General features: G+C 51.7%; 23 protein-coding genes and 1 tRNA gene. 9 read left to right on the forward strand and 15 right to left on the reverse strand.

The annotated features are described in order from the left end of the window. The first annotated feature begins 21 nt into the window (after window positions 1-21). The gene (locus ABJI30_RS13620; protein WP_348017236.1) at window positions 22-993 is read left to right on the forward strand and encodes a nitronate monooxygenase family protein; all 972 of its coding nucleotides are present in this window, start codon (window positions 22-24) and stop codon (window positions 991-993) included. Between the two features lie 82 nt (window positions 994-1,075). On the opposite strand, the gene ABJI30_RS13625 is transcribed toward ABJI30_RS13620, so the two are convergent. The 8 genes from ABJI30_RS13625 to fabD form a co-directional block, all read right to left on the reverse strand. Beyond that, window positions 1,076-2,854, reverse strand: a complete 1,779-nt coding sequence (locus ABJI30_RS13625; RefSeq protein ID WP_348017237.1) for an EAL domain-containing protein — start codon at window positions 2,852-2,854, stop codon at window positions 1,076-1,078. A 200-nt stretch (window positions 2,855-3,054) separates the two neighbouring features. Beyond that, complete coding sequence (mltG, locus tag ABJI30_RS13630) at window positions 3,055-4,026, reverse strand: endolytic transglycosylase MltG (protein WP_348017238.1); 972 nt, start codon at window positions 4,024-4,026, stop codon at window positions 3,055-3,057. Between the two features lie 7 nt (window positions 4,027-4,033). After that, a complete protein-coding gene (gene fabF, locus ABJI30_RS13635) occupies window positions 4,034-5,287 on the reverse strand; it encodes a beta-ketoacyl-ACP synthase II (protein WP_348017239.1) in 1,254 nt (417 codons plus the stop codon). A 143-nt stretch (window positions 5,288-5,430) separates the two neighbouring features. Continuing rightward, on the reverse strand, window positions 5,431-5,667 hold the full coding sequence (locus tag ABJI30_RS13640) for an acyl carrier protein (RefSeq protein WP_207988207.1): 237 nt from the start codon (window positions 5,665-5,667) through the stop codon (window positions 5,431-5,433). A gap of 100 nt (window positions 5,668-5,767) precedes the next feature. Next, a complete protein-coding gene (locus ABJI30_RS13645) occupies window positions 5,768-6,298 on the reverse strand; it encodes a hypothetical protein (RefSeq protein ID WP_348017240.1) in 531 nt (176 codons plus the stop codon). An 8-nt stretch (window positions 6,299-6,306) separates the two neighbouring features. Beyond that, complete coding sequence (gene fabG / locus ABJI30_RS13650) at window positions 6,307-7,050, reverse strand: 3-oxoacyl-[acyl-carrier-protein] reductase (RefSeq protein WP_348017241.1); 744 nt, start codon at window positions 7,048-7,050, stop codon at window positions 6,307-6,309. A 20-nt stretch (window positions 7,051-7,070) separates the two neighbouring features. Beyond that, window positions 7,071-7,502: a GNAT family N-acetyltransferase gene (locus tag ABJI30_RS13655; protein ID WP_348017242.1), complete on the reverse strand. Its 432-nt coding sequence runs from the start codon at window positions 7,500-7,502 to the stop codon at window positions 7,071-7,073. Between the two features lies 1 nt (window position 7,503). After that, the gene (fabD, locus tag ABJI30_RS13660; RefSeq protein ID WP_348017243.1) at window positions 7,504-8,439 is read right to left on the reverse strand and encodes an ACP S-malonyltransferase; all 936 of its coding nucleotides are present in this window, start codon (window positions 8,437-8,439) and stop codon (window positions 7,504-7,506) included. Window positions 8,440-8,592: 153 nt separating this feature from the next. Between fabD and ABJI30_RS13665 the strand changes: the two genes are divergently transcribed. From ABJI30_RS13665 to ABJI30_RS13695, 7 genes are all read left to right on the forward strand, one after another. Beyond that, entirely contained in the window at window positions 8,593-9,993 is a 1,401-nt protein-coding gene (locus tag ABJI30_RS13665; protein ID WP_348017244.1) for a phosphotransferase family protein, read from the forward strand. Between the two features lies 1 nt (window position 9,994). Further along, complete coding sequence (locus ABJI30_RS13670; RefSeq protein WP_348017245.1) at window positions 9,995-11,269, forward strand: acyl-CoA dehydrogenase family protein; 1,275 nt, start codon at window positions 9,995-9,997, stop codon at window positions 11,267-11,269. A 234-nt stretch (window positions 11,270-11,503) separates the two neighbouring features. Then, window positions 11,504-11,896, forward strand: coding sequence for a 30S ribosomal protein S6 (gene rpsF, locus ABJI30_RS13675; protein ID WP_348017246.1), 393 nt, complete (start codon window positions 11,504-11,506; stop codon window positions 11,894-11,896). A gap of 20 nt (window positions 11,897-11,916) precedes the next feature. After that, window positions 11,917-12,141: a 30S ribosomal protein S18 gene (rpsR, locus tag ABJI30_RS13680; RefSeq protein ID WP_348017247.1), complete on the forward strand. Its 225-nt coding sequence runs from the start codon at window positions 11,917-11,919 to the stop codon at window positions 12,139-12,141. A 10-nt stretch (window positions 12,142-12,151) separates the two neighbouring features. Continuing rightward, entirely contained in the window at window positions 12,152-12,826 is a 675-nt protein-coding gene (gene rplI, locus ABJI30_RS13685; protein ID WP_348017248.1) for a 50S ribosomal protein L9, read from the forward strand. A 149-nt stretch (window positions 12,827-12,975) separates the two neighbouring features. Then, window positions 12,976-13,968 carry a hypothetical protein gene (locus ABJI30_RS13690; RefSeq protein ID WP_348017249.1) on the forward strand — a complete coding sequence of 331 codons (993 nt, stop codon included), beginning with the start codon at window positions 12,976-12,978 and terminating at the stop codon, window positions 13,966-13,968. After that, window positions 13,968-14,624, forward strand: coding sequence for a Fe2+-dependent dioxygenase (locus ABJI30_RS13695; RefSeq protein WP_348017250.1), 657 nt, complete (start codon window positions 13,968-13,970; stop codon window positions 14,622-14,624). Before ABJI30_RS13690 ends, ABJI30_RS13695 begins: the two co-directional genes overlap by 1 nt. A 7-nt stretch (window positions 14,625-14,631) precedes the next feature. Here ABJI30_RS13695 and folE read toward each other — a convergent pair whose 3' ends face one another. The 3 genes from folE to ABJI30_RS13710 form a co-directional block, all read right to left on the reverse strand. Continuing rightward, entirely contained in the window at window positions 14,632-15,252 is a 621-nt protein-coding gene (gene folE / locus ABJI30_RS13700; protein ID WP_348017251.1) for a GTP cyclohydrolase I FolE, read from the reverse strand. A gap of 109 nt (window positions 15,253-15,361) precedes the next feature. After that, window positions 15,362-15,438: transfer RNA gene (locus ABJI30_RS13705), tRNA-Arg, on the reverse strand. A gap of 51 nt (window positions 15,439-15,489) precedes the next feature. Then, entirely contained in the window at window positions 15,490-16,863 is a 1,374-nt protein-coding gene (locus ABJI30_RS13710) for a caspase family protein (protein ID WP_348017252.1), read from the reverse strand. A gap of 157 nt (window positions 16,864-17,020) precedes the next feature. Here ABJI30_RS13710 and ABJI30_RS13715 point away from each other — a divergent pair, with 157 nt between their 5' ends. Beyond that, on the forward strand, window positions 17,021-17,710 hold the full coding sequence (locus ABJI30_RS13715; RefSeq protein ID WP_348017253.1) for a DUF4259 domain-containing protein: 690 nt from the start codon (window positions 17,021-17,023) through the stop codon (window positions 17,708-17,710). On the opposite strand, the gene ppdK is transcribed toward ABJI30_RS13715, so the two are convergent. From ppdK to ABJI30_RS13735, 4 genes are all read right to left on the reverse strand, one after another. After that, window positions 17,707-20,385, reverse strand: coding sequence for a pyruvate, phosphate dikinase (gene ppdK, locus ABJI30_RS13720; RefSeq protein WP_348017254.1), 2,679 nt, complete (start codon window positions 20,383-20,385; stop codon window positions 17,707-17,709). The two genes, ABJI30_RS13715 and ppdK, sit on opposite strands and share 4 nt — an antisense overlap. Before the next feature lie 81 nt (window positions 20,386-20,466). Then, window positions 20,467-22,764 (reverse strand): glycine--tRNA ligase subunit beta, encoded by a 2,298-nt coding sequence (glyS, locus tag ABJI30_RS13725; protein WP_348017255.1) that lies wholly within the window; start codon window positions 22,762-22,764, stop codon window positions 20,467-20,469. Then, complete coding sequence (locus ABJI30_RS13730) at window positions 22,764-23,618, reverse strand: glycine--tRNA ligase subunit alpha (RefSeq protein ID WP_348017828.1); 855 nt, start codon at window positions 23,616-23,618, stop codon at window positions 22,764-22,766. Before ABJI30_RS13730 ends, glyS begins: the two co-directional genes overlap by 1 nt. Window positions 23,619-23,752: 134 nt before the next feature. Next, window positions 23,753-25,852: a molybdopterin oxidoreductase family protein gene (locus ABJI30_RS13735; protein WP_348017256.1), complete on the reverse strand. Its 2,100-nt coding sequence runs from the start codon at window positions 25,850-25,852 to the stop codon at window positions 23,753-23,755. Window positions 25,853-26,019 lie beyond the last annotated feature (167 nt).

Below are 26,019 nucleotides of genomic sequence, written 5' to 3' on the forward strand. Positions count from 1 at the left end.
CTATCATCCAACGGGGAATTTATGGCTTTACCAGCAATATTTGACAGTCTGCGCCTGCCGCTGATCGGTTCACCACTTTTCATTGTGTCCGGACCGGAACTGGTCATAGCCCAATGCAAGGCCGGAATCGTTGGTTCCTTCCCTGCCCTCAATGCGCGTCCACAGACAATGCTCGACGAGTGGATGCATCAGATTACCGAGGAACTTGCGGCCTGGAACCGTGACAATCCTGATAAGCCTGCGGCTCCGTTCGCCGTAAACCAGATTGTTCACAAATCCAACGACCGGCTCGATCAGGACATGGAAACCTGTGCGAAATGGAAAGTTCCCATCATCATTACGTCACTGGGCGCGATTGAAGACCTCAACAAGGCTGTTCATGGCTGGGGCGGAATAACGTTGCACGATATTATCAATAATCGCTTTGCACACAAGGCGATCGAAAAAGGCGCTGATGGCCTGATTCCGGTAGCTGCTGGTGCTGGCGGACACGCGGGGGTTCTCTCCCCATTCGCGCTGATGCAGGAAATTCGTCAATGGTTTGAAGGTCCGATTGCATTGTCTGGCTCCATCGGCAGCGGCGCTTCAATTTTGGCGGCACAGGCTCTCGGCGCAGATCTGGGCTATGCGGGCTCCGCGTTTATCGCGACCAAGGAAGCCAATGCGGATCAGGGCTACAAGGATGGCATAGTTGAGGGCAAGGCCGCTGACATTGTCTATTCTGACCTGTTTACCGGCGTGAAGGGCAATTATCTGCGCCAGTCTATCGAAAATGCAGGCCTTGATCCGGATGATCTTCCCGAAGGCGACTACAAGACCATGAACTTTGGTTCTGGTGGCAACACGGAGAAAAAGGCGTGGAAGGACATTTGGGGCTGCGGTCAGGGTGTCGGCCTGATCGATGAAGTGATGAGTGTTCAGGAAATGGTTGATCAGTTCACTGCCGAATATCGTGCAGCGCGCGACAGTCTCCAGACTCGGTTCAACTACTAAGATCTCCGCACATATCCGGGATGACCGCTTTGGATCGTTCCGAAACATGGGCTCGGTTCAGTAACTGCTTCCCGAGACCAGTTCAGGCTATTCGTCGATCCTTTTTCGGGTCGTTCATGGACCGTTGCGCTACCAGAAATTTCAACATTTCATCGGGCGACAGCGGATAGGAAAAATAATAACCCTGATACGTCGTGCAACCCAATTTGCTCATTTCTTCCAAAGCCTGCTCTGTTTCAATGCCTTCAGCCACCGTTTCCAGATTGAGATCTTTAGCCAGACTGACAATGCCGCGGACTATTTTTCGGCTGCGATCATTTTTGCTGACTTTTTGTACATAGGATTTGTCCAGCTTTAATCCGGTGATTGGAAGATGATCCAAATGGCTGATGGATGAAAAACCGGTTCCAAAATCATCGAGCACAATCTTTATCCCCATGTCCCGGATACCGTTCATGCTCTGCAAAAGAGCCTGATTGTCGACATTGAGTATCGAGTTTTCGGTAATCTCGAGACCAAAATATGCTGGAGACAGATCGCCGGATGTCGAACAGGTTAGCAGATTTGCCATGAATGCGGGATCCAGCAGATCGCTGGCTTCGATATTCAAATTTACGGTGGTGACCGGAAGATTCTGATTGAGCCATTCGGTCATCAGCGACGTCACCGACTTGAGCATGTGCTGACTCAATTTCAGACTATAGTCTCGATCTTTGAAGATTTTTTGAAACTCCATCGGAGTAAGCAGGCCGCGATCACTATGCTGCCATCGCACCAACGCTTCAATCGCTCTCAATTCACCCGACATAATGTCTATGATGGGTTGAAAATAAGGGATAATCTGGTGATTTCGAAGAGCATCCTCAAATTCTGTCATCAAGCTAAGCCGTTCAACATGCCGTCTGCCAAGATGTGAGTCGTAAAAATCAATCCTTCTGCCGGGACGCTTTTTGGAGCGAAGCAATGCAAGGTCAGCGCATTTCAACAAGTCTTTGTAGGTTTCGGAATCTGCAGGGAAACTGGCAGCACCGCAGCTGAATTCTATGCCGATCACCTGATCACCGACTTTGATTTCAAACTGGTTTTCATTAATCGCTTTCTCGAGGCGATGTCGTTCCCATCGGTCGGGTCCTTGATCACAGACAAATACGGCAAACTCGTCTCCACCCAATCTGGAAACGATGACAGACTGACCGAGCGACGATTTGATGTGCTCGGCGAATTCCATGATCACCTTGTCTCCAATGTCATGGCCATACACGTCATTGACCAGCTTGAACTTGTCGACATCGCACATCAGAAGCCAGAATGACCGTTGGTCATCTTCGTTGATCTTGATCTCAACGATTTCCTTGAAAGTTGATCGATTGGGAAGTGATGTCAATGAATCGTGAGCAGCCTTGAATTCTGCCAGTTCTCTGGCCTTGTGGACCTCCAGTTTTTTGGAATGAAGTTCGGTGATATCGACTCCAATCCCTGCGATGGCAATATCACCAATATGATGATGGGTTACCCTGCACAATCTGTTGCCTTCGCCATATAACTGGGTCGGTTCCTGGTGATCAAAGCCCTCCATCACAATATCAATGACCTTGTTGAGCTTATCATCCGAGAAATTGGGGTATAAGTCCTTGATCTGAAGTTTTGATGCTTCTTTGCGGGTCATGCCGTTTTCTATTGCAGCTATCGTGATCGGCCAGAAGGATCGGGCCGCAGCATTGGCATAGATAAGCGTTTCATTCTTTCCATAGAGCGTCAGTGGAGACTCGGCGAGATCGAGCGAAACGCCGAGCAGGCGCAATTCGGCGATGGATAAATCCTCGCTGGTTTTCGCCCTGGTTTTTCGACTTTTTTTGGTCATCCGCTTCATTGGAAGCCTGGCATTGGTTCACATGCTTTCAAGCATGCCGAAGATTTATCGTCTCCGCTTCCCAATTCCGGTTGTTCCAGAATATCTCCTTGATATCTAGAAACGGATATTATCGTACAGTTTTTACCGAACTATAAACCCATGGCCATGTAGTAAGGTGTTGCCGGATTATCTCCAGCATAAGGCAATGACTACATCTCACCACGTTCGCGCCGAATTGCGAACCATTTTTCAACGTTTTTTTCATGTTCGGCATAGGTGTTGGCAAAGATATGCCCGCCTTGGCCGTCGGCGACAAAGAACAGATAATCACTTTTTGCAGGGTTCAACACTGCTTCGATGGATGCCCTTCCCGGATTGGCAATCGGGCCCTTGGGCAAACCTACCATCGCGTAGGTATTATAGTCATTGACCGCAGCGATCTCGGATTGTCTGATACGCCTGCCCAACGGCTTGCCCTTTGTGATCGGATAGATAATTGTTGGATCCGCTTGCAACATCATATTGCGGTTCACGCGGTTGCTATACACTGCAGCTACGGTACGCCGCTCCCGCGCCAGCGCCGTCTCTTTTTCGACAATGGACGCAAGGATCACTGCTTCTTCAGGTGTTTTAACGACGCTTGCGGCAGTTTTCTGAGGCCAGAGTTCGGTCATCGTGTCCTGCATGGCCGACTGCATGCGTGCCAATACCGCACTACGCTTTTCACCGCGCTCAAAACTGTAACTGTCTGGCAAAACAGAGCCTTCCAGCGGAACCTGTATTTCACCGGTCAGCAGTGGCTCGGCCATTAGCTTCTCATGCACAATTATCGAAGGTGTGCCCTCTGGAATTGTCACCAGACGCTGTACCGTCTGACCGCCTTGCAAGATGTTCAATATTTGCGAATTGCTGGCGCCGGCAGGAATCATGAATTCCCCGGCCTTGATCGGTTCCGAGCCGCCGAAAATCTTGGCACGGTTTAAAAATGCATCTGCGGACTCCAGAACGCCTTTCTCTTCCAGGACCCGTGCCGCGGAAGCCAGGCTGGAATCGGACGTGATAATGACTTGTTGTTCCTGTTGATGCGGACCGCTGGAATTCCATCCATAGATGAAATTTCCAGCCAAAAGAGCAACGATAATTGCGGCCCCGACCAGAATGATGCAACCGAAACGCCGCATATCTACATCAGACCGATTTCATGATCAGACTGGCATTGGTACCACCAAATCCGAAACTGTTGCTGAGAACGGCATTAACTTTTCGTTTCTTCGCAACATGTGGAACGAGATCCATGCCTTCACACGTATCTTCAGGATCATCCAGATTGAGAGTTGGCGGGACTGTCTGATCGCGTAGTGCCAATATACAGAAAATTGCTTCCACGGCTCCAGCTCCTCCGAGCAAGTGGCCAATCGCTGATTTTGTCGAACTCATTGACATTGAGCTGGCATCGTCACCGAAAAGACGCCGGACAGCAGCCAATTCAAGGACATCGGCCATGGTCGACGTGCCATGCGCATTCACATAGTCGATATCCGCAGTTGTCAGCCCCGAACGTTTCAAAGCCATTTCCATGGAACGATAAGCCCCGACACCATCGGGATGCGGTGCGGTAACATGATGGGCATCACCGGACAGCCCATAGCCAACCACTTCTGCATAGATAGTCGCTCCACGCGCTTTCGCTTTTTCATATTCTTCAAGAACGACAACACCGGCGCCCTCGCCCATGACAAATCCGTCGCGATTCTTGTCATAGGGACGTGAAGCGGCTTGTGGATCGTCATTTCGGGTGGATAGCGCTTTTGCCTGGGCAAATCCGGCAATACCGATCGGGCATATCGTTGCCTCTGCACCGCCGGCCAACATGACGTCGGCATCATCCAGCGCGATCATCCGTGCAGCATCGCCAATACTGTGTGCGCCAGTTGAACAGGCCGTAACGACAGCATGATTGGGTCCCATCAAGCCATATTTGATAGAAACCTGTCCGGATATCAGATTGATCAACCGGCCGTGAACAAAATGCGGACTAACCCGGCCCGGGCCCCGTTCATTCAAAACCAGTGATTCTTTTTCGATCCCTGGCAAACCACCGATACCAGAGCCTATCGAGCAACCGGTGCGCAGTTTTTCTTCATCACTCATTTCGGTAAGACCAGCATCTTCCAAAGCCTGGCCTGCAGCATCAATGCCGTAAACAATGAAGGGATCAACTTGTCGTTGCACTTTGTGATCCACCCGCAGATTGGGATCGAACCCAAACTCATGGTCCACAGATTTGACTTCGCATGCGATATTGCATTTCTGATCCGATGCATCGAAGCGCGTGATCGTTCCGGCTCCGGACTTGGAAGCAAGAATATTGCTCCAGGTCGTTTCGACATCAGCGCCCAAAGGCGTTACCAAACCCAGTCCGGTCACTACAACACGACGCATGCTATGCTCCTTGCGATGGGCTCCCCAAAGCCCTCAAATTGAAAAGCGGCCACCGGTGCGGAATCAAAATTCCGGGCCGGTGAGCCGCTTTTGCGATATCTAGCGATCATTGGCCCCGGAATGCTTTCGCACTCCAAAATCAATTAGCCCTTGTTTTTGTCGATAAAATCGATTGCGTCTTTGACGGTTGCAATTTTTTCAGCCGCATCATCCGGAATCTCGACGCTGAATTCTTCTTCAAAAGCCATCACAAGCTCAACAATGTCTAGGCTGTCAGCGCCAAGATCATCGATGAACGCAGCTTCTTCAGTTACTTTGTCAGCTTCGACTCCAAGATGTTCAACAACAATCTTTTTTACGCGGTCTGCAGTCTCACTCATGGGAGTTCCTTCTTCGTTAGGAATGAATATCAATTTTTGTCCTAGAGACATGGTGCGCGGCTTGCAAGAGGGCAAGAGCGGGTTTGTGAAAGTGATTATGCTATTTCCGCAAACGTCCAGCCAGAAAGTCCTCTTCCACATCCATTAAGGTGTATCGCCATTCCCAATATGCGAACGCCAATTCCATCATTTGCGAGCTTTCAGGATATCCAAGTTTGGCCAAGTCGACGTTAAGTTTGCCCTCTGCGAGCCTTCGGTCCAGAATATGTCTGTCTCCGCCTCCGGCATGTTTATCGAAATAGACATCCAGCAACGGTCGGTAGTCACCATGTTGCTTTATTTGTTTGACGGTCTCAGCAATCCATCCGTTCAATATCGCAATACGAAAAGCATTTTTCGTCTGAAATTCGGTCCAAGCATGGCGCTTTTGACAGCCGGTTGCAATCTCGTCGATTTCGTTGAAAGCTTCGGATTCCATGCCTTGACGCACAATATCGTATAAGGCCTTGGCCTTTTCGACGGGAATTTGATTGCTGATGCAGTCAATATTATCGACCCTCAGCAACCCCGCTGTCGAATTTGCAGGAAGCGCAGATGCCAGGGCCGCACTGGCCAGTAAAATAGCAAACATTTGCGGAGCTAGCTGATCATGGCCATGCCGCCGTTGACGTGCAAGGTTTGTCCGGTAACGTATGAAGCTTCGTCACTGGCAAGATATGTCACGGCTGCGCCAATGTCTTCCCCGGCGCCCATTTTCCCTGCCGGAATTTTCCGGTTGATGTCTTCTTTCTGCGCATCGGTCAGTTCATCAGTCATCGGCGTTGCGATGAAGCCTGGGGCCACGCAGTTGACCGTGATGCCGCGCGACGCCAATTCCTGGGCCAGTGCTTTTGACATGCCTACCAGACCTGCTTTTGAGGCAACATAATTCACCTGCCCCGGATTTCCGGTCGCGCCGACAACGGACGTGATGGAAATGATCCGGCCATGTCTTGCTTTCATCATCGGGCGCGCGGCTGCGCGGGCAAGGCGGAACGCAGATTCCAGATTGACTTGCAGAACATCTGACCAGTCTTCATCGGACATCCGCATTGCCAGCCCATCTCGGGTAATTCCCGCATTGTTGATCAGAATATCAATTTTACCCAGTTTTTGGACAACCTCGGGAACCAGTCCATTGACTTCTTCAGGTTCAGACAGATTGCAAGGAATTACAATATGCCCTTCCCCGCCAAGCTCCGGGATCAAGTCCATCAGTGTCAACTTGCGCGTTCCCGATAGTGCGATCGTAGCACCTCGGCTAGCGAGAGCTTTTGCGATGGCAGAACCAATGCCGCCAGAGGCGCCGGTTACGAGTGCGGTTTTTCCTGTAAGATCGAACATGTGCGTCTCCCTGGATGCAATTAATATTCTAGATAATAGAGCAAGAATTCTTCGGCTTTTGCGCCGTTGGATTCGTACAGCTTGCGCGCTGCTATATTGTCATTTTCGGTTCCGAGCCAGCATTCTTCGCAGTCTCGCTCATCAGCGAGCTTCAGAACATGATCGAGGATCTTTTTTGCGATTCCCTGTCGGCGAAATTCGGGAATAACGTCAATCTCGTCCAAATAGAGTTCATCTTCCTTGTCCGGTCGTCGATGGACCATAGCGGTGCATTTTCCGATCACTCTTTTGTCGAGAACAGCAACAATCAGCCAATGCGTGGGTTCGGCAAGAAAAGCAGACAACAAGGATTGTTTGACCGGAGCATCAAAAAGGTCAGTAGCGACATTGTCCATCACGGACATATTGGTTTTGGTCACTTCAAATATTTTGAGATGCTCAAGTTGCGGCAATCTAGTCTCCGCTCGCAAAGTCGGTAATATCGTCCATTGACACCAGGCTGGTTATGCCGACTTCTTTGGTGATACGCTTGACCATTCCGCCAAGTACTTTTCCGCCAAATTCAACAAAACCTTCGACACCGGCTTCGGACATGGCAAGTACGGATTCGCGCCAGCGCACGGTTCCGGTCACCTGTTCAACCAGAAGACCGCGGATTTCATCGACATTATCGGTTGCACTGGCCGTTACATTGGCAAATACTGGAACAACGGGTGGTAAAATCGTTGTTTCTGCCAAAGCCTCTTCCATCGCTTCCGCCGCAGGCTTCATCAAGGAACAGTGAAACGGGGCAGAAACCGGGAGTTTCACCGCCCGCTTGATGTCATGTTCTTTGGCAATCTCGATTGCTCGATCAATCGCTGTCATATGTCCAGATATGACAACTTGCGTCGGATCATTGTCATTTGCAATTGTACAAATGTCACCCTGCGCCGCAGCTTTTGCGAGATTTGATGCCTTTTTTGTGTCGGCACCGAGCAATGCGGCCATGCCCCCCTGCCCGACCGGCACTGCCTTTTGCATCGATTCCCCGCGCAGCTTCAACAGCTTTGCCGTCGCAGTCAGATTTAGTGCGCCAGCCGCACATAGCGCCGTATATTCGCCCAGGCTGTGGCCAGCCACATAGTTGCAAAGCTCAGCGATTGTCCGGCCAGTTTCCTTCTCCATGACCCGCAGAGTGGCTATGGCATTGGCCATGATTGCGGGTTGGGCATTTTCTGTGAGTGTCAGTTGATCCTCAGGGCCATCACACATCAGTTGGAACAGATTCTGTTCCAGCGCATGATCAACCTCCTGAAACACTTCTTTGGCCGTTGTGCTGGCTGCGGCCAGATCTTTGCCCATGCCAACAGCCTGACTGCCCTGCCCCGGAAATATAAACGCTCTCATAAAAGCCCCTTGATTTTGGATATCTTGCGATTTCAATTCGTATACACCCGGAAGTAAGGGGGAATGCCCTCGCGTGCAAGTTCAGTAGATTGTTTTGATCCACTGACAGAAAGTGCGATTGCCAAAATTTAATTGACCTATTAGTTCGATTATATGGATCAGGTTGAGTTTGAAAATAAACTGGAAAAATTCTGTAAAGCGACGCTGGACGTAGATGGAATATTTTCGGATCTCGCCCGATTGTCCGGTGGAGCCAGCATGGAAAGCTGGGCCTTTACTTTCAACGATGAACAGTTTGTGCTCCGCAGGCTTCCTTCCGGGATATCGCGAGATGACGAAGGGCTCCGCGGCATAACTCTGGCGATGCAAGCTGATGTTATCGACCTCGCGGTCAAAGCTGGTGTAACGGCGCCGATTGTTCGCGGAAGATTACGGCCCGAACATGGTCTTGGCGAAGGTTTCATCATGGAGCGGGCCGAGGGTGAAACCCTTCCACACAAAATTCTTGGTAATGCCAAATTTGCAGAAGCCGAAAGATTGCTAACCTCCGACTGCGCGCGTGAACTCGCAAAAATACATCAAATGGATGTCAGCAGCCTCGCCAATTCACTGGAATATTTTGAACCCGAACAATTGATACAGCTTCAAAAAGACAAATATGACGAGATTGGCGGTGCGATTCCCATTTATGAGTTTGCGTTTCGCTGGTTGTTTGAAAATGCGCCTGAATCGTCGGTCAAACGGCCTGTCCATGGCGACTTCCGAATGGGAAACCTCATGATCATGCCCGAGGGCTTGTCAGCGGTTCTGGATTGGGAGCTAGCGCGACTGGGAGATCCGGTTCAGGACTTGGCATATCTTTGTACCCCCAGCTGGCGTTTCGGTCGCTACGAAAAAGTCGCGGGCGGATTTGATACTGCGGACAGTTTTTTGTCTGCTTATTCGGCCGAAACCGAAGAAAATGTTGATCCGGAACGCTTTCGATTCTGGCTCGTTTATTCAACCCTGTGGTGGGGCGTAGCTTGTATGGTGATGGGGGAAATCTGGAGAAGCGGAGGAGATCGATCGCTGGAACGCACAGTCATCGGACGCCGCGTTTCAGAGGTTGAGATTGATCTGGCGCTGCAATTTGAAGATATGCTCGCTTCGGAATTGTGCACAACCCTGAACTGGACTCCACCGGAAGACGCGTCACAAACGGGCGAAACCGGTTACGGCGAGGTCCTCACAGCATTATCCGAATGGAATACGGAAACGGTTCAGCCTGATTTGAAGGGACATGACAAATTTCAATCGAGAGTGGCTGGCAATGCACTTGGCATAATCCAGCGGCAACAGGATTGGGGCGGTCAGTTCTCGGCTGCCAGTGAACGTCGACTGGCCCTTCTTGGGTATGATCATGGCCAACTTTGCACTGCCCTTTCCGAAGGCGCGCTGGATATTGGTACACCGGGCCTGTGGAATCATCTCCGATTGTCGGCCCTGGAGAGACTGTCGATCGATCAACCAAAATATGCTGGCCTCAAAGTGGCCTTGAATAGATGGAGCAACTGATATGAGTTTCGAAATACCGCAAGAAATTGAAGATTATCTGGTCATTCTTGACGATTTCATCGAAGCTGAAATCAAACCCATAGAACAGCGCGATGACAATATTCGCTTTTTCGATCATCGTCGCGAAAACTCCCGGACAAACTGGGAGGATCAAGGCTTGCCGACAAAAGAATGGGAAGATCTGATCAAGGAGATGCAGCGAGCAGCCGATGCCGCCGGACATTTGCGCTATGCGCTGCCAAAGGAATTTGGCGGGCAAGACGGAACCAATCTGGGCATGGCAAGAATCAGGGAACATCTGGCCCATAAGGGGCTTGGCTTGCATAACGATTTGCAGAACGAGAATTCGATTGTCGGAAATCTTGTGCAACCTCTGATGCTCAGGGATTTTGGTACTGAAGCACAAAAGCAGGAATATATTCCCTCCATGCTGCGCGGCGAAGCGAAATGGTGCTTTGGCTTGACCGAAGAGCATCATGGATCAGACGCGACGTGGATGGACACAACAGCGGTTGCAGAAACCAGAGACGGTGTCGATGGCTGGTTGATCAACGGCAACAAGATGTGGACCACCGGTCTGCACGTCGCGACCCATGTCATGACGTTTGCCCGGCATAGCGGCAAGGATGGTGACGCTCGGGGAATTGGCTGTTTTCTTGTTCCGGTGGATGCGCCTGGTTTTGAGATTGGCGAATATATGTGGACGTTCAATATGCCCACGGACCATCCCAAATGCTCATACACCGATGTCTGGATTCCAGCAGATGCTGTGTTGGGTGATCTCGACATGGGTCTCGCCTGTGCGCAGCATTTCGTGCATGAAAACCGTATCAGACAAGCCGCATCATCCCTTGGTGCTGCCCAGTATTGCATCGATGAATCGGTCAAATATGCTGGTGAACGCAAGCCGTTCGGAAAACCGCTTTCGATCAATCAGGGAATTCAATTTCCACTGGTTGAACTTCACACGGAAGCAGCAATGTTGCGTCAGCTCATATACGCAACAGCAGCGAAAATGGACACTATGCCAAAGCCCGATGTTGCCAAATATCTCTCGGCTCAGGTGTCAATGTGTAACTATCGCGCCAACCGCCTGTGCTGCGACGCGGCCGATCGCGCGATGCAGGTGCATGGTGGGATGGGCTATTCACGGCACAAGCCGTTCGAGCATATTTATCGTCATCATCGCCGTTACCGGATTACGGAAGGCGCCGAAGAAATCCAGATGCGCAAGATTGGCGGAGACATGTTTGGATTTTTGAACCGCAAGAAATAGCACTCTGCGCCAATTGCTCTCGCTAAAACGGTACATTGCAGTGTCAAAGACTGATCTAGCACGTTATTCAAGAAAATCGGGCGACATTGTCTTGCATTCCTCATCAAACTTGGCCATATGCGCCGCTTCCACTGGATTTGAGTGATCAAATCAGGCTTGGAAAATGAAAGAAAGCCGGAGGGGCGTGTCTGCATGGTGCGGCGTCAGCGATCGGTAACATGAAGGAATATCTGCATGCCATATTATGAGCATGTCTTCCTCGCGCGTCAGGATTTGAGCCAGTCTCAGGTCGATAGCCTCGCACAGGAAGCCACCAAAATTGTAGAAGACAATCAGGGTAAAGTCGTTTTGACCGAAACCTGGGGCCTGCGTACGCTGGCTTATAAAGTTCAAAAGAATCGCAAGGCTCATTATGTGATGCTGCGCCTGGATGCACCTGGCAATGTGATCGAAGAACTCGAACGCCAGACCCGCATCAACGAAGACGTGATCCGCTTCCTGACCATCCGTGTTGATGAACATGAAGAAGGTCCATCCGTCATGATGCGCAAGCAGGAACGTGACACTCGCCGTGGTGGTAACGATCGGGGCGGTGACCGCCCTCGTCGCGACCGTGACGACAGTTAAGCCAGACAAGGAGTAAGAACATGGGACGTCCATTTTTCCGTCGCCGCAAAAGCTGCCCCTTTTCCGGTAAAAACGCACAACCAATCGATTACAAAGATGTACGCATGCTGCAGGGATATATTTCCGAACGCGGCAAGATCGTACCTAGTCGTATAACCGCAGTATCCGCCAAGAAGCAGCGCGAATTGTCAAAAGCAATCAAACGTGCCCGCCATCTCGGTCTGCTGCCTTACCTCGTGAAATAGGAGCGAAACGATGGATATTATTTTGCTCGAAAAAGTCGAGAAACTGGGTGGCATCGGAGACGTTGTTACAGTGAAGAACGGATATGCCCGTAACTTCCTGTTGCCGAACAAGAAAGCTCTGCGTGCCAACGAAGCCAACAAAAAGGTTTTCGAAGCCAATCGCAAGCAGATTGAAGCGGATAACGAAGAGAAACGCAAAGAAGCCGAAACCGCTTCTGGCAATGTGGATGGCAAGCAGATCATTCTCATCCGTGCGTCCTCTGCCAGTGGTCAGCTATACGGATCAGTGACTGTACGCGACATTGTGGAAGCCTTGAATGCGGATGGCGCTGCTGTTGAAAAAAGCATGGTCATTCTTGAAAAGCCAATCAAGACACTTGGTGTTTTTGATGTCCGCATTCGTCTGCACCCTGAAGTGAACGTTACAATTCAAGCCAATGTGGCTCGTTCTGATGACGAAGCGGATCTTCAGAAAGACGGTATCGACGTTATCGCCCAGATGTTCGAAGAAGAGCAGGCCGAACTGGCTGCAGCTGCTTTGGCACCTGAAAGCGAAGATGACGGTAGCGAAGAAGATGAAGCCAATGAGGCTGCTTCTGATGATGATGCTGATGATTCAGCAGAAACACCAGCGACTGGAGAAGAAGCTGCTGCTGAAGAAGAAGGCGCTGAAGAAGAGAAATAGTCTTTTTCAAAGCAATAGATTGAAAAGCCCGGAGCGGGTAGGTTAAAAGCTAACCGTCCGCTTCCGGGCTTTTTCATTTTCACGAGGCCTCATTGAGCAGCAATTGGCAAGATCAGTTCGGTTCCAATCCAGGGCTTTTTCCGCACCTGATGGATCTTGCGACAGATCAGGTGTTGATCTCCCAGATCACTGAGGAAGGATTTCGTCAGGCGAGCTTCCTCGATCAACGTATCGTCACCCCGCAATTGCCGCGACAGCTTGTGCAGTGGGATGAGTTGTCCGCGCTGGATTGCCCTGCCCAATCCCAGCCTCAATATATTTTTCACATCGGCCATGTCGGATCTACTTTGATCTCCCGCCTTTTGGGCGAGATTGATGCCATATTTGCCTTGCGAGAGCCGCAGTTGTTGAGAAACTTGAGTGAACTTGCGCAAGCCTTTGCCCGGGAGAACAGCTCCTGGACGGTAGAGACTTACGAGGCGCGTTTGAGCGAGGTTGTTTGCTGGCTGTCACGTTCCTTTCACGCGCATCAGCGAGTGATGATCAAGACAAGCAGCTTCGTCAGCGAGATTGCAGACCGGTTGTTGCAAAACGGCGCGAGTGCACTTTTCCTCTATGTACCGCTACATCGTTATCTGCCCACAATTCTCGCCGGCGAAAATTCGATCAAGGAAACCGGAGCCCTGCTGGAAAGCCGATTACAACGCCTTGAACGTCGCATTGGTTCCATGCCTGGTGAAGCCAGGGACCTGACTGTGGCCCAACAGGTTGCGGCGAGTTGGCTCTGCGAGATCGTAACTTTGTTTGAAGCCAAGAATACCTCAGCTACCAACGACATAAAATGGCTGAATTTTGATGATTTCCTCGCCGCGCCAAAGGAACAGCTCTTGGCAATTGCCGGACATTTTGGGCATGACCTGGAGGATGGTCAGGCTGCATCACTGGTAGCAGGGCCTATCATGTCATCCTATTCCAAAGCACCTGAACATGACTATAGCCCCAATCTGCGGGAAGAGCTTTTGGTCGAAGCATCTCAGATTCATGCTGCAGAAATTGAAAATGCAATGCTATGGATCAATGAACTCGCTGATAGATTCCCGCTAATTGCGAGCGCAATGCAATGGATTGAAACGGAAAGATAATGTTCAAACAACTCAAGCTGCTCGATGTAGATCAGGTCAAGGCGCTCAGAGAAATTGCAGCAAACGGCAAATTTGTCGATGGCAAGATCAGCAATCCTCATTCGAAGATCAAGAATAATCTGCAATTGCATGACGTGAAGGCTTATGAGGAATCATCCAGGATTCTCAATGACGCCTTGATGTCAAACTCGGAATTCCTGGAATTTGCGTTCCCGGATATTGTCGCCCCGCCGCTGATAACGCTCCACAGGCCGGGCATGAACTATGGATTGCACGCCGACAATGCCATCATTCCGCTGCCCGAGGGTCCAATTCGTTCTGACATAAGTTGCACCATTTTTCTGAACGATGCGGACGAATATGAAGGAGGTGCTCTGCGGGTGACCCATGGCGAAGCCAGCATGCGGTTCAAGGGAACACCCGGATCCGCGATTGTCTATCCTTCCTACACTCTCCACGAAGTCGAGAAAGTGACCAAGGGTGAACGTATGGTCGCCATCACCTTCATTCAAAGCAAGGTGCGGGACGTGATGAAGCGCAACTTGTTATATGAGTTCAATGAAGTCGCTGCTCTGGAAGGTCTGAACATGAGACATGAAAATTACACCCGCCTGCAAGCGGCGCAATATAATCTCATGCGCATGTGGATGGAATGAAGCGGATTCAATAGCCCATAAGGCTCATGACTTCCTTCCGGCTACGGGCATCTTCGAGAAAACAGCCCAGCAAGCGACTGGTCGTCATACCAACACCTGGTGTCCGCACGCCGCGCGCCGTCATGCAACTGTGACTCGCCTCGACCACCACGGCCACGCCATGTGGTTTCAAATTGTCCCAGATACATTCAGCCACTTCCGCCGTGAGACGCTCTTGCACCTGCAGACGCCGGGCAAAACCGTGCAGCACGCGCGCGAGCTTGGAAATCCCAACCACACGGTCCGTCGGCATATAGGCGATACTGGCCTTGCCGATAATCGGAGCCATATGATGCTCGCAATGTGAATGAAATGGAATGTCCTTGAGCAAAACGAGCTCATCATAACCCCCCACTTCTTCGAAAGTGCGGGCAAGATGGAGCGCCGGGTTTTCCTGATAACCTTCGCAATATTCTTTCCAGGCGCGGGCCACGCGTTTTGGCGTGTCCAGCAGGCCTTCGCGATCAGGATCTTCACCTGACCAGCGCAGCAGTGTCTTCACTGCTTCCTGAACATCTTCTGGTACCGGGAGTTTTGCAGCTTCCCTGCGGGCAAGCGCGTCTTCAATCGTGTCGGAATAGTCAGCCAAGGTGGCGTTTCCTTCTCTATCTGGTCCAAATGCAATGCCAATTGATTAGGCTTCCGCGCAACCCAGCGCAAGTGCACCATGGGCCGTATATCAAAGGAAATGTGGAAAATGGCGCGCCCAGGAAGATTCGAACTCCCGACCCCTTGATTCGTAGTCAAGTACTCTATCCAGCTGAGCTATGGGCGCGCGCTGAGGTGCAGATAGGGCGAGAAGTGCGGTCTGGCAACTCATTTTTTGTCATTTTCTCGAAGCGATTGCCTGCTGTTCCGTCTCCATCTCTCCGGCGCTGTCGAGCGTTTCCTGGATGAGAGTGTATTTGATCGGGAACGGAAAGGTTTTCGCTGAAATATTTATATTTCCATCGGATCGCAATGACATCTCTGCCCTTGCGGTCAACGGCAGGTCATAGCCCTCATACTGACCGGCAGCTGTTCGTTTGATATTCTGTAAAACGACCATTTCAGGCAGGACTTTCAGGATCAGGGCATGCGTCCAGCCATCAATTGCATAGGCGCGGCCTTTCTCGATCCTGATACGTTTTTTGATCGTCGAAATCGTCCAGATGCCATCGATCGGAAGAGCTTCGCCCTGTTCAACTTCATATCGGTTCGGCAGGAAAGCATTTATCAAACCGCCTGTCTTTTCGGGCTTTGGGACTGAGTCTGGGGCCGCGTTTTCCGACTTGGTATTTTCGATGGCCAGTCCCGCAAATTTGCCGCCCGGAAACTCGTCAAGATATGAACGATAAGCAGACGGGGTGTTTGCATTTACTGCTCCCTGCCATGCAAGGGCATCCAATGCGGCCTCATCCAGAACAGCAATAGCAGACGTCTCCGGTGCGTTGCTCGATTCCGCACCAGATGCGGCATCAACCAGATAAACCGGCGTTCCCGTAATGCTTGCGCTGATAAACGGACGCTGCATTCCGCCGGTGGCGGCAAGGACGTCATCCCGCACCATTCCGCCGAGCAACTGCACAGGAAGGCCGGCTTGCGGAAGACGCCGGGCGAATGATTTTGCAAAGGGCGAGTTTTGATCTTCTCCGTCCATCGCTGTCTGTCCAGGAGCAGCGGCATAAATGACAAGGACATCGTCAGCTTCGACACCTGCAAGACCGCGCGTCAGAGATCGCGTGCCGGATTTCCATGATCGGGCAAAGGGATTATTGCGACAGGCATCCAGAACCACCATCCGGATTTGTGCGCCGGAAAGGGATTCCATGACCCGATCCAGATTTATCGCTTCATAGGGCAAGTCCAGACTGGATTTCAGCTCTGCATCAACCGGTATAAGCCAGTTTTTGCCCTGGCTTTCGATTCCGTGCCCGGCGAAATAGACCATGGCCACATCCGCACCAATCGCCTGTTTCCGAAAATCACGCAGGGCTAGCTGAAACTTGCTGTTCGAAAGGTCGGTCGCAATCGTGACATTGTCAAAGTCGGCGAGCTGAGCTGCATCTGCGATTATTTTCGCGTCATTGGCTGGATTCGCCAGCGAACTGCTGCTTTGATAGTCACTATTGCCAATAATCAGCGCCACGCGCTTGGCATGGGCTGTCTGTGCCGATGCAAATAGCAGCAAGCCGATGATAAATCCGAATAATCTAGCCAATACCCATCCCCAAACATGACGAGTTTGCCAGACCATGTTGGCTTACTCAACCCGCTATTCGACCAACCCAAAAAATTGGCCACGGTCGGAATTGTTTAACGTTCGTGTGAGAAAAGACATTCACACGATACAGGCAAACGATGCAGGAGTGTTGGAAATGGGGACCTGGGGCGCAGCGAGTTTTGAGAATGACATCGCCATGGATTGGGCGGCAGATGTCTCTGAAATCGCAGATATCGAGCAAAGACTCGATCATTTGTCTGCGCTGGATGAGGATGGGGATACGATCGAAGCGCCGGTCGTTGATGTTGATCTGGCATGCGAAGTCATTGCTGCTGCCGAATCTGTAGCGGTACTTATGGGCAGAATTGCCAAAGACGTGCCGGAGGAATTGCTCAAACGATTGAACAAATTCGACGGGGCGGATGCAAAACTGATTGAAAAGGCAAAATTTGCGGTTTCCCGGGTGCTGATGGACTCAGAACTTGTCGAACTATGGGCAGAAGGTGGCGAATATCCTAACGAATGGAATGTCGCCATCACCGGCCTGATCGATCGCCTGAACGCTGATGTGCCGTTTGAAACACCTACCCGGGAACAAGTTGTTGGCATTTCCGGAGACCTGACACCCTGTGCTTTTTGCGGAGAAGGAATTGACGCAAAGGAACTGGCCAGCATCGAATTTCGCGATCTGTCGGACAAGGATGCCCTGTACATGTCACGCGGGATCTATTGTCATCTGGCCTGCCTAAATGGCAAACTGCATCCCAAACATCTGATTCAGAATTGGAAATTCGCCGTCGATGATGCCGAAGTTGACCGCATACTGGGCAAAGATGCCGACTAACGCTGCTTTAAAGCCGCCTGTGCCGCTGCAAGTCTCGCAATCGGAACACGATATGGCGAAGCGCTGACATAATCCAGGCCGGTTTGTTCGCAGAAAGCAATTGAGGCTGGATCTCCCCCATGTTCGCCGCAAATACCCAGTTTGATGTCAGGGCGGACTGTTCTGCCCCGTTCCGCTGCCAATTCGATCAATTGACCGACGCCTTCAATATCGAGACTGACAAACGGGTCACGCGGGAAAATGCCCTTGTCGACATATTGGGTCAGGAAACGCCCGGCATCGTCGCGTGACACGCCCAAGGTGGTTTGGGTCAAGTCATTGGTCCCGAAGCTGAAAAACTCTCCATGCTCAGCGATTTTTGCGGCCATGAGCGCTGCACGTGGCAATTCAATCATCGTTCCAACGAGATATTCGATACGCCGTCCCTTTTCGGCGAATACGGCCTCGGCCATATGATCAACTGCATCCTTCATCAATTCCAGTTCGCGTGCCGTGGCTACCAGCGGAATCATGACTTCGGGTATCGGCGCTTCGTCGCTGGCTTCCGCCACTTCACAGGCGGCTTCGAAGATAGCCCGTGCCTGCATTTCGTAGATTTCCGGATAAGTCACGCCCAGTCGGCAACCCCGATGACCCAGCATCGGATTGAACTCGTGTAATTCGCTGGCTCGCTGTTTCAGCGTTTCCACACCGACATCTGCTGCTTTGGCGACTTCCTCGAATTCCGACTGATGGTGCGGCAAAAACTCGTGCAGCGGCGGGTCGAGCAGTCTTATCGTCACGGGCAATCCGGCCATGACTTCAAATATCTGGCGGAAATCCTCGCGTTGTTCGGGCAGTAACTTGTCCAGCGCTTCGCGGCGACCTTTCTCGTCATGTGCCAGGATCATCTGGCGCACGGCAGTGATCCGGCTCGCTTCGAAGAACATATGTTCGGTTCGGCACAATCCGATACCCTCAGCGCCAAAGTCGCGGGCGACCTGACAATCCAGAGGCGTTTCGGCATTTGTGCGGACACCCAGACGACGGACCTTGTCCGCCCATTCCATCAGAACACCGAAATCCCCGACCAGTTCAGGCTGGATGGTCTCGACGCGGCCAGCCATGACCTGCCCCATGCTGCCGTCAATGGTCAGCACATCGCCTTCTTTCAACTCGCGCTCGCCAACTTTCAAAGTCTTGGCTTCGGTATTGATAGAAATGCTGCCTGCGCCGGAAACGCAAGGTCTTCCCATACCTCTGGCGACTACTGCGGCATGTGACGTCATGCCGCCACGGGCTGTCAATATGCCCTTGGCCGCATGCATGCCGTGAATATCTTCCGGTGAGGTTTCAATTCGAACGAGAATAACATCCTCGCCCATTTCCGTGCGGCGCTCTGCGGTATCGGAGTCAAAAACCACCAATCCGCAGGCCGCTCCTGGTGAAGCTGGCAGACCAGTCGTCAGAATATCGCGCTTGGCGTCGGGATCCAGTGTCGGATGGAGCAATTGATCCAGCGCCATGGGGTCGACCCGGGCGACCGCCTCTTCCTGCGTGATCAGGCCATCATTGGCCATATCAACAGCAATCTTCAATGCCGCTTTGGCAGTGCGCTTGCCGGAACGAGTCTGCAACATCCACAGTTTTCCGCGCTCTACCGTGAATTCAATATCCTGCATGTCGCGATAATGGCGCTCAAGCAGGTCAAAGACATCGGTCAACTCGCCATAAGTTTCCGTCATGGCTTCTTCCATCGAAAGCGGCTTGGCATTGGCCTCTTCGCGGGCGGCTTTGGACAGATATTGCGGGGTACGAATACCGGCCACAACATCCTCGCCCTGCGCGTTTATCAACCATTCGCCATAATAAGCCGCATCGCCGGTCGAAGGGTTGCGGGTAAATGCCACGCCGGTGGCCGATGTCTCGCCCATATTGCCGAAAACCATCGCCTGAACATTAACGGCCGTGCCCCATTCGGAGGGGATATCATTCAACCGGCGATAAACCTTCGCCCGCTCGGCCTGCCAGCTGCCGAAAACAGCGCTGACTGCGCCCCAGAGCTGGTCATTGACATCTTGCGGAAAAGGCTTGCCCCATTGTTCCTCAACAAGGCCCTTATATTCTGCAACCAGCGCCTTCCAATGCTGAGACTCCATCTCAGTATCCGTAAAGAATCCGTTGTCTTCCTTGGCAATTTCAAGCGCTTCTTCAAAGCTGTCATGATCCAGCTCGAGCACCACATCGCTATACATCTGAATGAAGCGGCGATAGCTGTCCCAGGCAAATCGCTCATCACCGGAGGTCTTTGCCAGACCTTCCACAGTTTCATCATTCAAACCAAGGTTCAAAACCGTATCCATCATGCCCGGCATAGATGCACGGGCGCCGGAACGGACGGAAACCAGCAACGGATCAGCCGCATCGCCGAATGTTTTGCCGGTAATCGCTGCGATATGTTCCACACCTTGCGTCACTTCGGCGGTCAGGCTTTCGGGATATTGCCCGTCATTATTCATATATTCGGTGCACATTTCCGTAGAAATCGTGAAACCAGGAGGCACTGGCAGGCCGATATTGGCCATTTCCGCCAGATTTGCACCCTTGCCGCCAAGAAGATTGCGGGCATCGGTTGCATCGGACGGCGCTCCATCTGCATCGATACCACCACCAAAACGATATACATATTGGGTCATTTTGCTGTTTGTCCCATCCATTCCATGAAAAACCCGCGACCCGGTTTTGCAAATTGTACAGTATATTGAATCAAACTGACGTTACCCCTCGATCTTCGAGAAATCAGCGACGACATATGCCTGCTTGGTAAACCGCAACAAAAGGGTCATACGATAGAGCCTTTTTAGGGGGTCTTCATCATTCACCATGACATTTTCCAGAAAACTATCGACTGGTTCACGAAGGCCAGACATCAATGACAATACTTTTTCGTAATTTTCAGATGCAAATGCAGTTACAGCTTTCTCCTGAGCCCTATTCAAAGCCTTCTCTAGTGCCACTTCTTCGCCCTGCTTTGAGTAGTTGAAAAAGGCTTCTGTTAAACCCTCAATGTGTTTATCCGTTTCGATAATTCCCATGAAACGCTTTTCTAGTTCCGCGGTTTCAAGGTCCGGTTTCGATTGCCATTTTTTTACTACGTTGGCCGCCCTCTTGTAACCTGCAAGGAGGTTTTTACCATCTTCAGTCTCAACAAAATTTTGAAGGACTTTAATCCGTTCCAATAGATGAATGAGATTATCTTCGTTTCCTCGAGCAACAGCTGCATCTATCAAATCATGACGGACGCCAGCTTCCTTTTGCTGTACTCGCAAGCGATCAAAAAGGAAATCTATCAGCGTATCTATCTGTTTACGCATTAGCCCGGCCAAAGATCGTTTAGACTCAGAATATCCTTGCTGTTCTGAATAATAAGAGAGGGAACTAATACCGGGGCCACTAGTGTCGTATAAATCGTCGAGCAATTCGTCGAATATCTCAATTTGCGTATTATCTTCTTTCTGGCAGAAATGAAAATATGATGACATTAGAAGCAACGAAGATAGCCCTATGCGAATGTCATTCTCGACTATCAGTCGAATTACAGCCAGCGCTGCACGTCTTAACGCAAAAGGATCCTTCGAACCCGTAGGTTTCTCATCTATCGCGAAAAACCCCACCAACGTATCCAGCTTATCCGCCAGACTCACGCACACCGTCACCGGATCAGTCGGCACGTCATCGCCCTGCCCAACCGGCTTGTAGTGATCGCGAATTGCATTGCTTACCGCTTCCGGTAAGCCCTGTTTCTCTGCATAATAGCCGCCCATCAAACCTTGCAGGTCCGGAAACTCGCCCACCATTTCGGTGACGAGATCGGCTTTGCAGAGACGTGCGGCCTCAGACACTTCACCATGAAGTGTATCGCCGGGGCTGGACTGGTAAAAACCATTCCCTTCTAAAGAAACCAACCACTCGGCCAACTTGGCCACACGCTCTACCTTGTCGGCAACCGTTCCCAGTTTTTCATGGAAAACAATGTTGCTCAATTTCTTGGAATGCTCTTCCAGCGACGTCTTCTGGTCCAGTTCCCAGAAGAATTTGGCGTCGGACAGCCTTGCCGCCAGCACTTTCTCGTTACCCGCAGCAATCGCCTTGCCGCCGTCTGTCGCCTCGATATTGGCAGTACAGACAAAATTCGGAGCCAGTTTGCCGGATTGATCCCGGCAGATAAAATATTTCTGGTTCACACGCGCAGTCAATTGGATTACCTCTTCCGGAACATCCAGAAACGCAGGGTCAAAGCTGCCCAGCAACGGTACCGGCCATTCTGTCAGGCCGGCATTTTCAATCACCAGGCCTTCATCTTCGACCAGCACAAGTCCGCCATCACTGGCTGCCTTTTTCGCGCCGTCGCGTACAATATCCTGCCGTTTTTCGTGATCGACCAGCACATGCCCGGCGCGCAGTTTCGCGGCATAATCTGCAGCATTGCCGATGGTAATCATGCCTTCATGATGGAAACGATGGCCGACGGTTTCAAAGCCTGAAATCACGCCGTCAATTTCACATTCGATCAAATCATCACCCAACAAGGCGACAATCCCGCTCAACGGACGCACCCAGCGCAGACTTTCGGTGGACTGACTGGCATCGCCCCAGCGCATTGATTTCGGCCATGGAAAGGCCTTGATGATCGCCGGTATTGCTGCCGCCAGGACGTCCATGGTGTCACGCCCCGGCTTGTTGATCACGGCGAACAAGGTCGGACGCCCCTTGACGTCACGCACTTCCAGCTGGTCGCGGGTCACGCCATTTTTGCGGCAAAACCCGTCCACCGCCTGATCGGGTGCGCTTTCAGGTGGCCCCTTGGCTTCTTCGCTAATCGCTTCCGTCTGTTCCGGCAGATTCTTCGCAATCAGTGCGAGGCGGCGCGGGGTGGAATACACCGTAATATCCGACGCTTTCAGACCGGCCTCGTCCATCTGCCCGACAAACAGCCGCTCCAGATCAACACGGGCTTTCGCCTGCATCCGCGCGGGGATTTCTTCGGAGAGGAGTTCAAGCAGGAAGTCAGCCATCACGCTGCCCACCCGTTCTTGGCCATATAGGATTCGCAACTGCCCTTCGCGAGATCACGTACCCGGCCCATATAGCTGGCGCGTTCCTGAACCGAGATCACACCGCGCGCTTGCAGCAAGTTGAACACATGACTGGCCTTGATCGCTTGTTCATAGGCCGGGATCGGCAATTTCGCTTCCAGGCAATTCTCGCACTCGCTTGCAGCCTTGTTAAACAAATCAAACAGGGTTTCGGTATTCGCGATCTCGAAGTTCCACTCTGACATTTCCTTCTCATTGTTCAGGAAGATGTCTCCATAAGTGACTCGCTTTTCTGGATCTTCAGCGCCGTTGAAGTTCAGATCATAAACGCTGTCGACGCCCTGGATGTACATGGCGAGGCGTTCGAGACCATAGGTCAGTTCTCCGGCCACTGGCTTGCAGTCAAATCCGCCCATCTGCTGGAAATAGGTGAATTGCGTGACTTCCATACCGTCGCACCAGACTTCCCAGCCCAGTCCCCAGGCACCCAGTGTCGGACTTTCCCAGTCATCCTCGACAAAACGGATATCGTGTAACATCGGATCGATTCCGATCGCAGTCAGGCTATCGAGATAGAGCTGCTGGATATCCGGCGGTGATGGCTTGAGTACCACCTGATACTGGTAATAATGCTGGAGCCGGTTCGGGTTTTCGCCGTAACGGCCATCGGTCGGGCGACGGCATGGCTGCGCGAATGCGGCATTCCAGGGATCCGGACCCAGTGCCCGCAACGTGGTAGCGCTGTGGAACGTCCCTGCCCCCATTTCCATGTCATATGGCTGCAAGATTACACAGCCCTTGTCGCTCCAGTATTCGTGGAGTTTCAGGATGATCTGCTGGAAGCCCAAAGGTTTTCCGGATGGCTTCGGATCGGTCAAGGAAACAGCTTTCTTCGCTAGTGCAACATGTTTGCAGACGCTTTGGCGAAACCATGCCGGAGGGTCAAGCCGTCATTGCGGTTTTTCAGCTACTCCGCCGCGACAAGTTCCGCCATGCGAGCAACAGTTACAGGAGTTGCGTTGAGCACGGCATTGCCAGACAGCCGATCATAGCTCTCGGGATCCGTCAGATCATTGATCGAAACATTTGGATTCTCGCGCGCCACAGATAGTTCAACACCTTCGCGTTGATGCCCGAATCCGTGCGGGATCGAGACAACTCCCTTCATGACGTCGTCGGTGATCTCAACAATGATATCGACACTGTTCACCCGGCTCTCGACGGTCGCCATGTCGCCATCTGCAAGCCCGCGTGCTTCTGCATCAGCGGGATTGATCATCAAAGTGCATCTGTTCGGTCCCTTTTGCAGACGCTTCGAATTGGCGAGCCAACTGTTATTCTGGCGCACGTGGCGGCGCCCGATCAGGCGCAATGTATCAGGTTGCTCTTCGTTGAGAGAATTTGCAAACCTGCCCAGTTCTTCCATAAAATCGGGATGCGCTGCCTGGATTTTCTTGTCTTCGGTTAGCAACCGGTCTTCCAGATGAGGCATAAGTGGCCCCAGATCAATGCCATTGGGTTCCGCTTCGATTTCTGCCAGTGTCATCCCCCTGGGCGAGCTTTGCAGCATGTTATCCAGGACGTCCCTCGGTTCCCGAATATTGGGGATGTCTTGCCCGGAAGCTGCGAAAATCTCGCGCGCCAGTTCTGCAACAATCTCCCAATCGGCTTTTTCACCTTCGGGCATGTCGAAAATGGCTGGCGAGTAACAAGCGTAGTTGCGCACGGCCAGAGGTCCGAAAAAGAACGGATAGTGGTCTTTCTCCATCGGCCCGCATGGCGGAAGGATATAGTCGGCGTGGCGACTGGTTGCCGTAACATACATGTCAAAGGAAACCATCAGATCAAGCTTCTCGAGTGCCCGATCCAGACGTGCACCATCTGGAGCAGAAAGCACCGGATTGCCGGTCATCACGAACAATGCTCTGATCCGCTCTTCGTCCTCGCGCAACATCTCCTCGGCAAAAGTGATTGTCGGCAATTCGCCCATGATATTGGGCATTTCGCCGCGCGCGGTATCGATCGTCTCGACGGAGCCACGACCAACAATGTTAATCGTGTCCAGTGCGGGTTCCGGAACCAGCGTCCCTCCTTCGCGATTGAGGTTGCCCGACGCGATATTGATCGCCTGAATCAGCCATTGGTTGAGTGTCCCGTATTCCGTGACAGAAACACCCATCCGTCCATAAATGGCACCTGGTTTGTCATCGCAGAGATTTTGCGCAATATCTTCAATCACTTCAGTGGATACCCCGCAAAAGGCTGATAATTGGGGCAAGTCAAAATTGGCGATGGCAGGACGAATATTCTCCCAGCTTTCGTCTACGAGTGCAGCCAGCACATCATTAAGTTCAGGGCTCAACTGCAGGACGGTTTTCAATATGGCTACGAACAAAGCCGTATCAGTGCCCGGTTTTACAAAATGATGAGCATCGGCAAGTTTCGCTGTCTCGGTTCGCCGCGGATCAATCACAACCAACTGGCCATCCCGCGCCTGCATTTCTTTCACCCGTTTCTTGAAGTCGGGAACCGTCCAGATACTGCCATTGGAAGCGGCGGGATTGCCACCGACAATGACGAGATACTGGGATCGATCAATGTCCGGCACAGGACAGAGCGAGACATGGCCAAACATGTGATATTGCACGACATGATGCGGGATTTGATCGAGCGTCGATGCGGAATAGAGGTTTTTCAGCCCAATTGCGCGACGCAATTGCCCGACCTGCGTTGTAATCCCGTAATCATGCGCGCTTGGATTTCCCAGATACATGGCGGGCTTTCCGCCCTGCCCCTTGATATCGGTCAGCCGGGCTGCAATCTCCGAGAATGCCTGCTCCCAGCCAATCTCCTGCCAGTCTCCATCGACCCGCTTGACCGGTTTGTGCAAGCGATCGGGATCATCTTGCAGATCTGCAATGGCCGTCGCTTTTGGGCAGATATGACCTCGGCTCAGGACATGATCGGGATTGCCCTTGATCGAGAGAATTTCTCGGCCTTCAACTTCCACCAGAACACCGCAATTGGCTTCGCAAATATGACAAGTACGGGCATGGATCTGGCTCATTCACTCTCTCCTGATTTAACTGACTGATTAGCAGATCAATTTTGGTCTGGCCACAGGTTCCGGAAGCTGAATGTCTCTGTCTAAAAATTCACTATGCATTTCCCTGTAAATGGGCAATTAACCCAGCACGCCTAAATGAACTGCCGTTCTGTATTATATGACATGGA

Origin of the sequence: Parasphingorhabdus sp., assembly GCF_039968395.1 — a bacterium.
In the GTDB taxonomy this organism is placed as follows: Bacteria; Pseudomonadota; Alphaproteobacteria; order Sphingomonadales; family Sphingomonadaceae; genus Parasphingorhabdus.

Coding starts and splice junctions, on each gene's coding strand:
- rplI (WP_348017248.1), top strand. CDS start 12,152: ATGGATATTATTTTGCTCGAAAAAGTCGAGAAACTGGGTGGCATCGGA.
- ABJI30_RS13645 (WP_348017240.1), bottom strand. CDS start 6,298: ATGTTTGCTATTTTACTGGCCAGTGCGGCCCTGGCATCTGCGCTTCCT.
- ABJI30_RS13715 (WP_348017253.1), top strand. CDS start 17,021: ATGGGGACCTGGGGCGCAGCGAGTTTTGAGAATGACATCGCCATGGAT.
- ABJI30_RS13670 (WP_348017245.1), top strand. CDS start 9,995: ATGAGTTTCGAAATACCGCAAGAAATTGAAGATTATCTGGTCATTCTT.
- ABJI30_RS13690 (WP_348017249.1), top strand. CDS start 12,976: ATGGATCTTGCGACAGATCAGGTGTTGATCTCCCAGATCACTGAGGAA.
- ABJI30_RS13695 (WP_348017250.1), top strand. CDS start 13,968: ATGTTCAAACAACTCAAGCTGCTCGATGTAGATCAGGTCAAGGCGCTC.
- rpsF (WP_348017246.1), top strand. CDS start 11,504: ATGCCATATTATGAGCATGTCTTCCTCGCGCGTCAGGATTTGAGCCAG.
- ABJI30_RS13625 (WP_348017237.1), bottom strand. CDS start 2,854: ATGACCAAAAAAAGTCGAAAAACCAGGGCGAAAACCAGCGAGGATTTA.
- ABJI30_RS13640 (WP_207988207.1), bottom strand. CDS start 5,667: ATGAGTGAGACTGCAGACCGCGTAAAAAAGATTGTTGTTGAACATCTT.
- fabD (WP_348017243.1), bottom strand. CDS start 8,439: ATGAGAGCGTTTATATTTCCGGGGCAGGGCAGTCAGGCTGTTGGCATG.
- fabF (WP_348017239.1), bottom strand. CDS start 5,287: ATGCGTCGTGTTGTAGTGACCGGACTGGGTTTGGTAACGCCTTTGGGC.
- ABJI30_RS13620 (WP_348017236.1), top strand. CDS start 22: ATGGCTTTACCAGCAATATTTGACAGTCTGCGCCTGCCGCTGATCGGT.
- ABJI30_RS13735 (WP_348017256.1), bottom strand. CDS start 25,852: ATGAGCCAGATCCATGCCCGTACTTGTCATATTTGCGAAGCCAATTGC.
- ppdK (WP_348017254.1), bottom strand. CDS start 20,385: ATGACCCAATATGTATATCGTTTTGGTGGTGGTATCGATGCAGATGGA.
- glyS (WP_348017255.1), bottom strand. CDS start 22,764: ATGGCTGACTTCCTGCTTGAACTCCTCTCCGAAGAAATCCCCGCGCGG.
- mltG (WP_348017238.1), bottom strand. CDS start 4,026: ATGCGGCGTTTCGGTTGCATCATTCTGGTCGGGGCCGCAATTATCGTT.
- ABJI30_RS13665 (WP_348017244.1), top strand. CDS start 8,593: ATGGATCAGGTTGAGTTTGAAAATAAACTGGAAAAATTCTGTAAAGCG.
- fabG (WP_348017241.1), bottom strand. CDS start 7,050: ATGTTCGATCTTACAGGAAAAACCGCACTCGTAACCGGCGCCTCTGGC.
- rpsR (WP_348017247.1), top strand. CDS start 11,917: ATGGGACGTCCATTTTTCCGTCGCCGCAAAAGCTGCCCCTTTTCCGGT.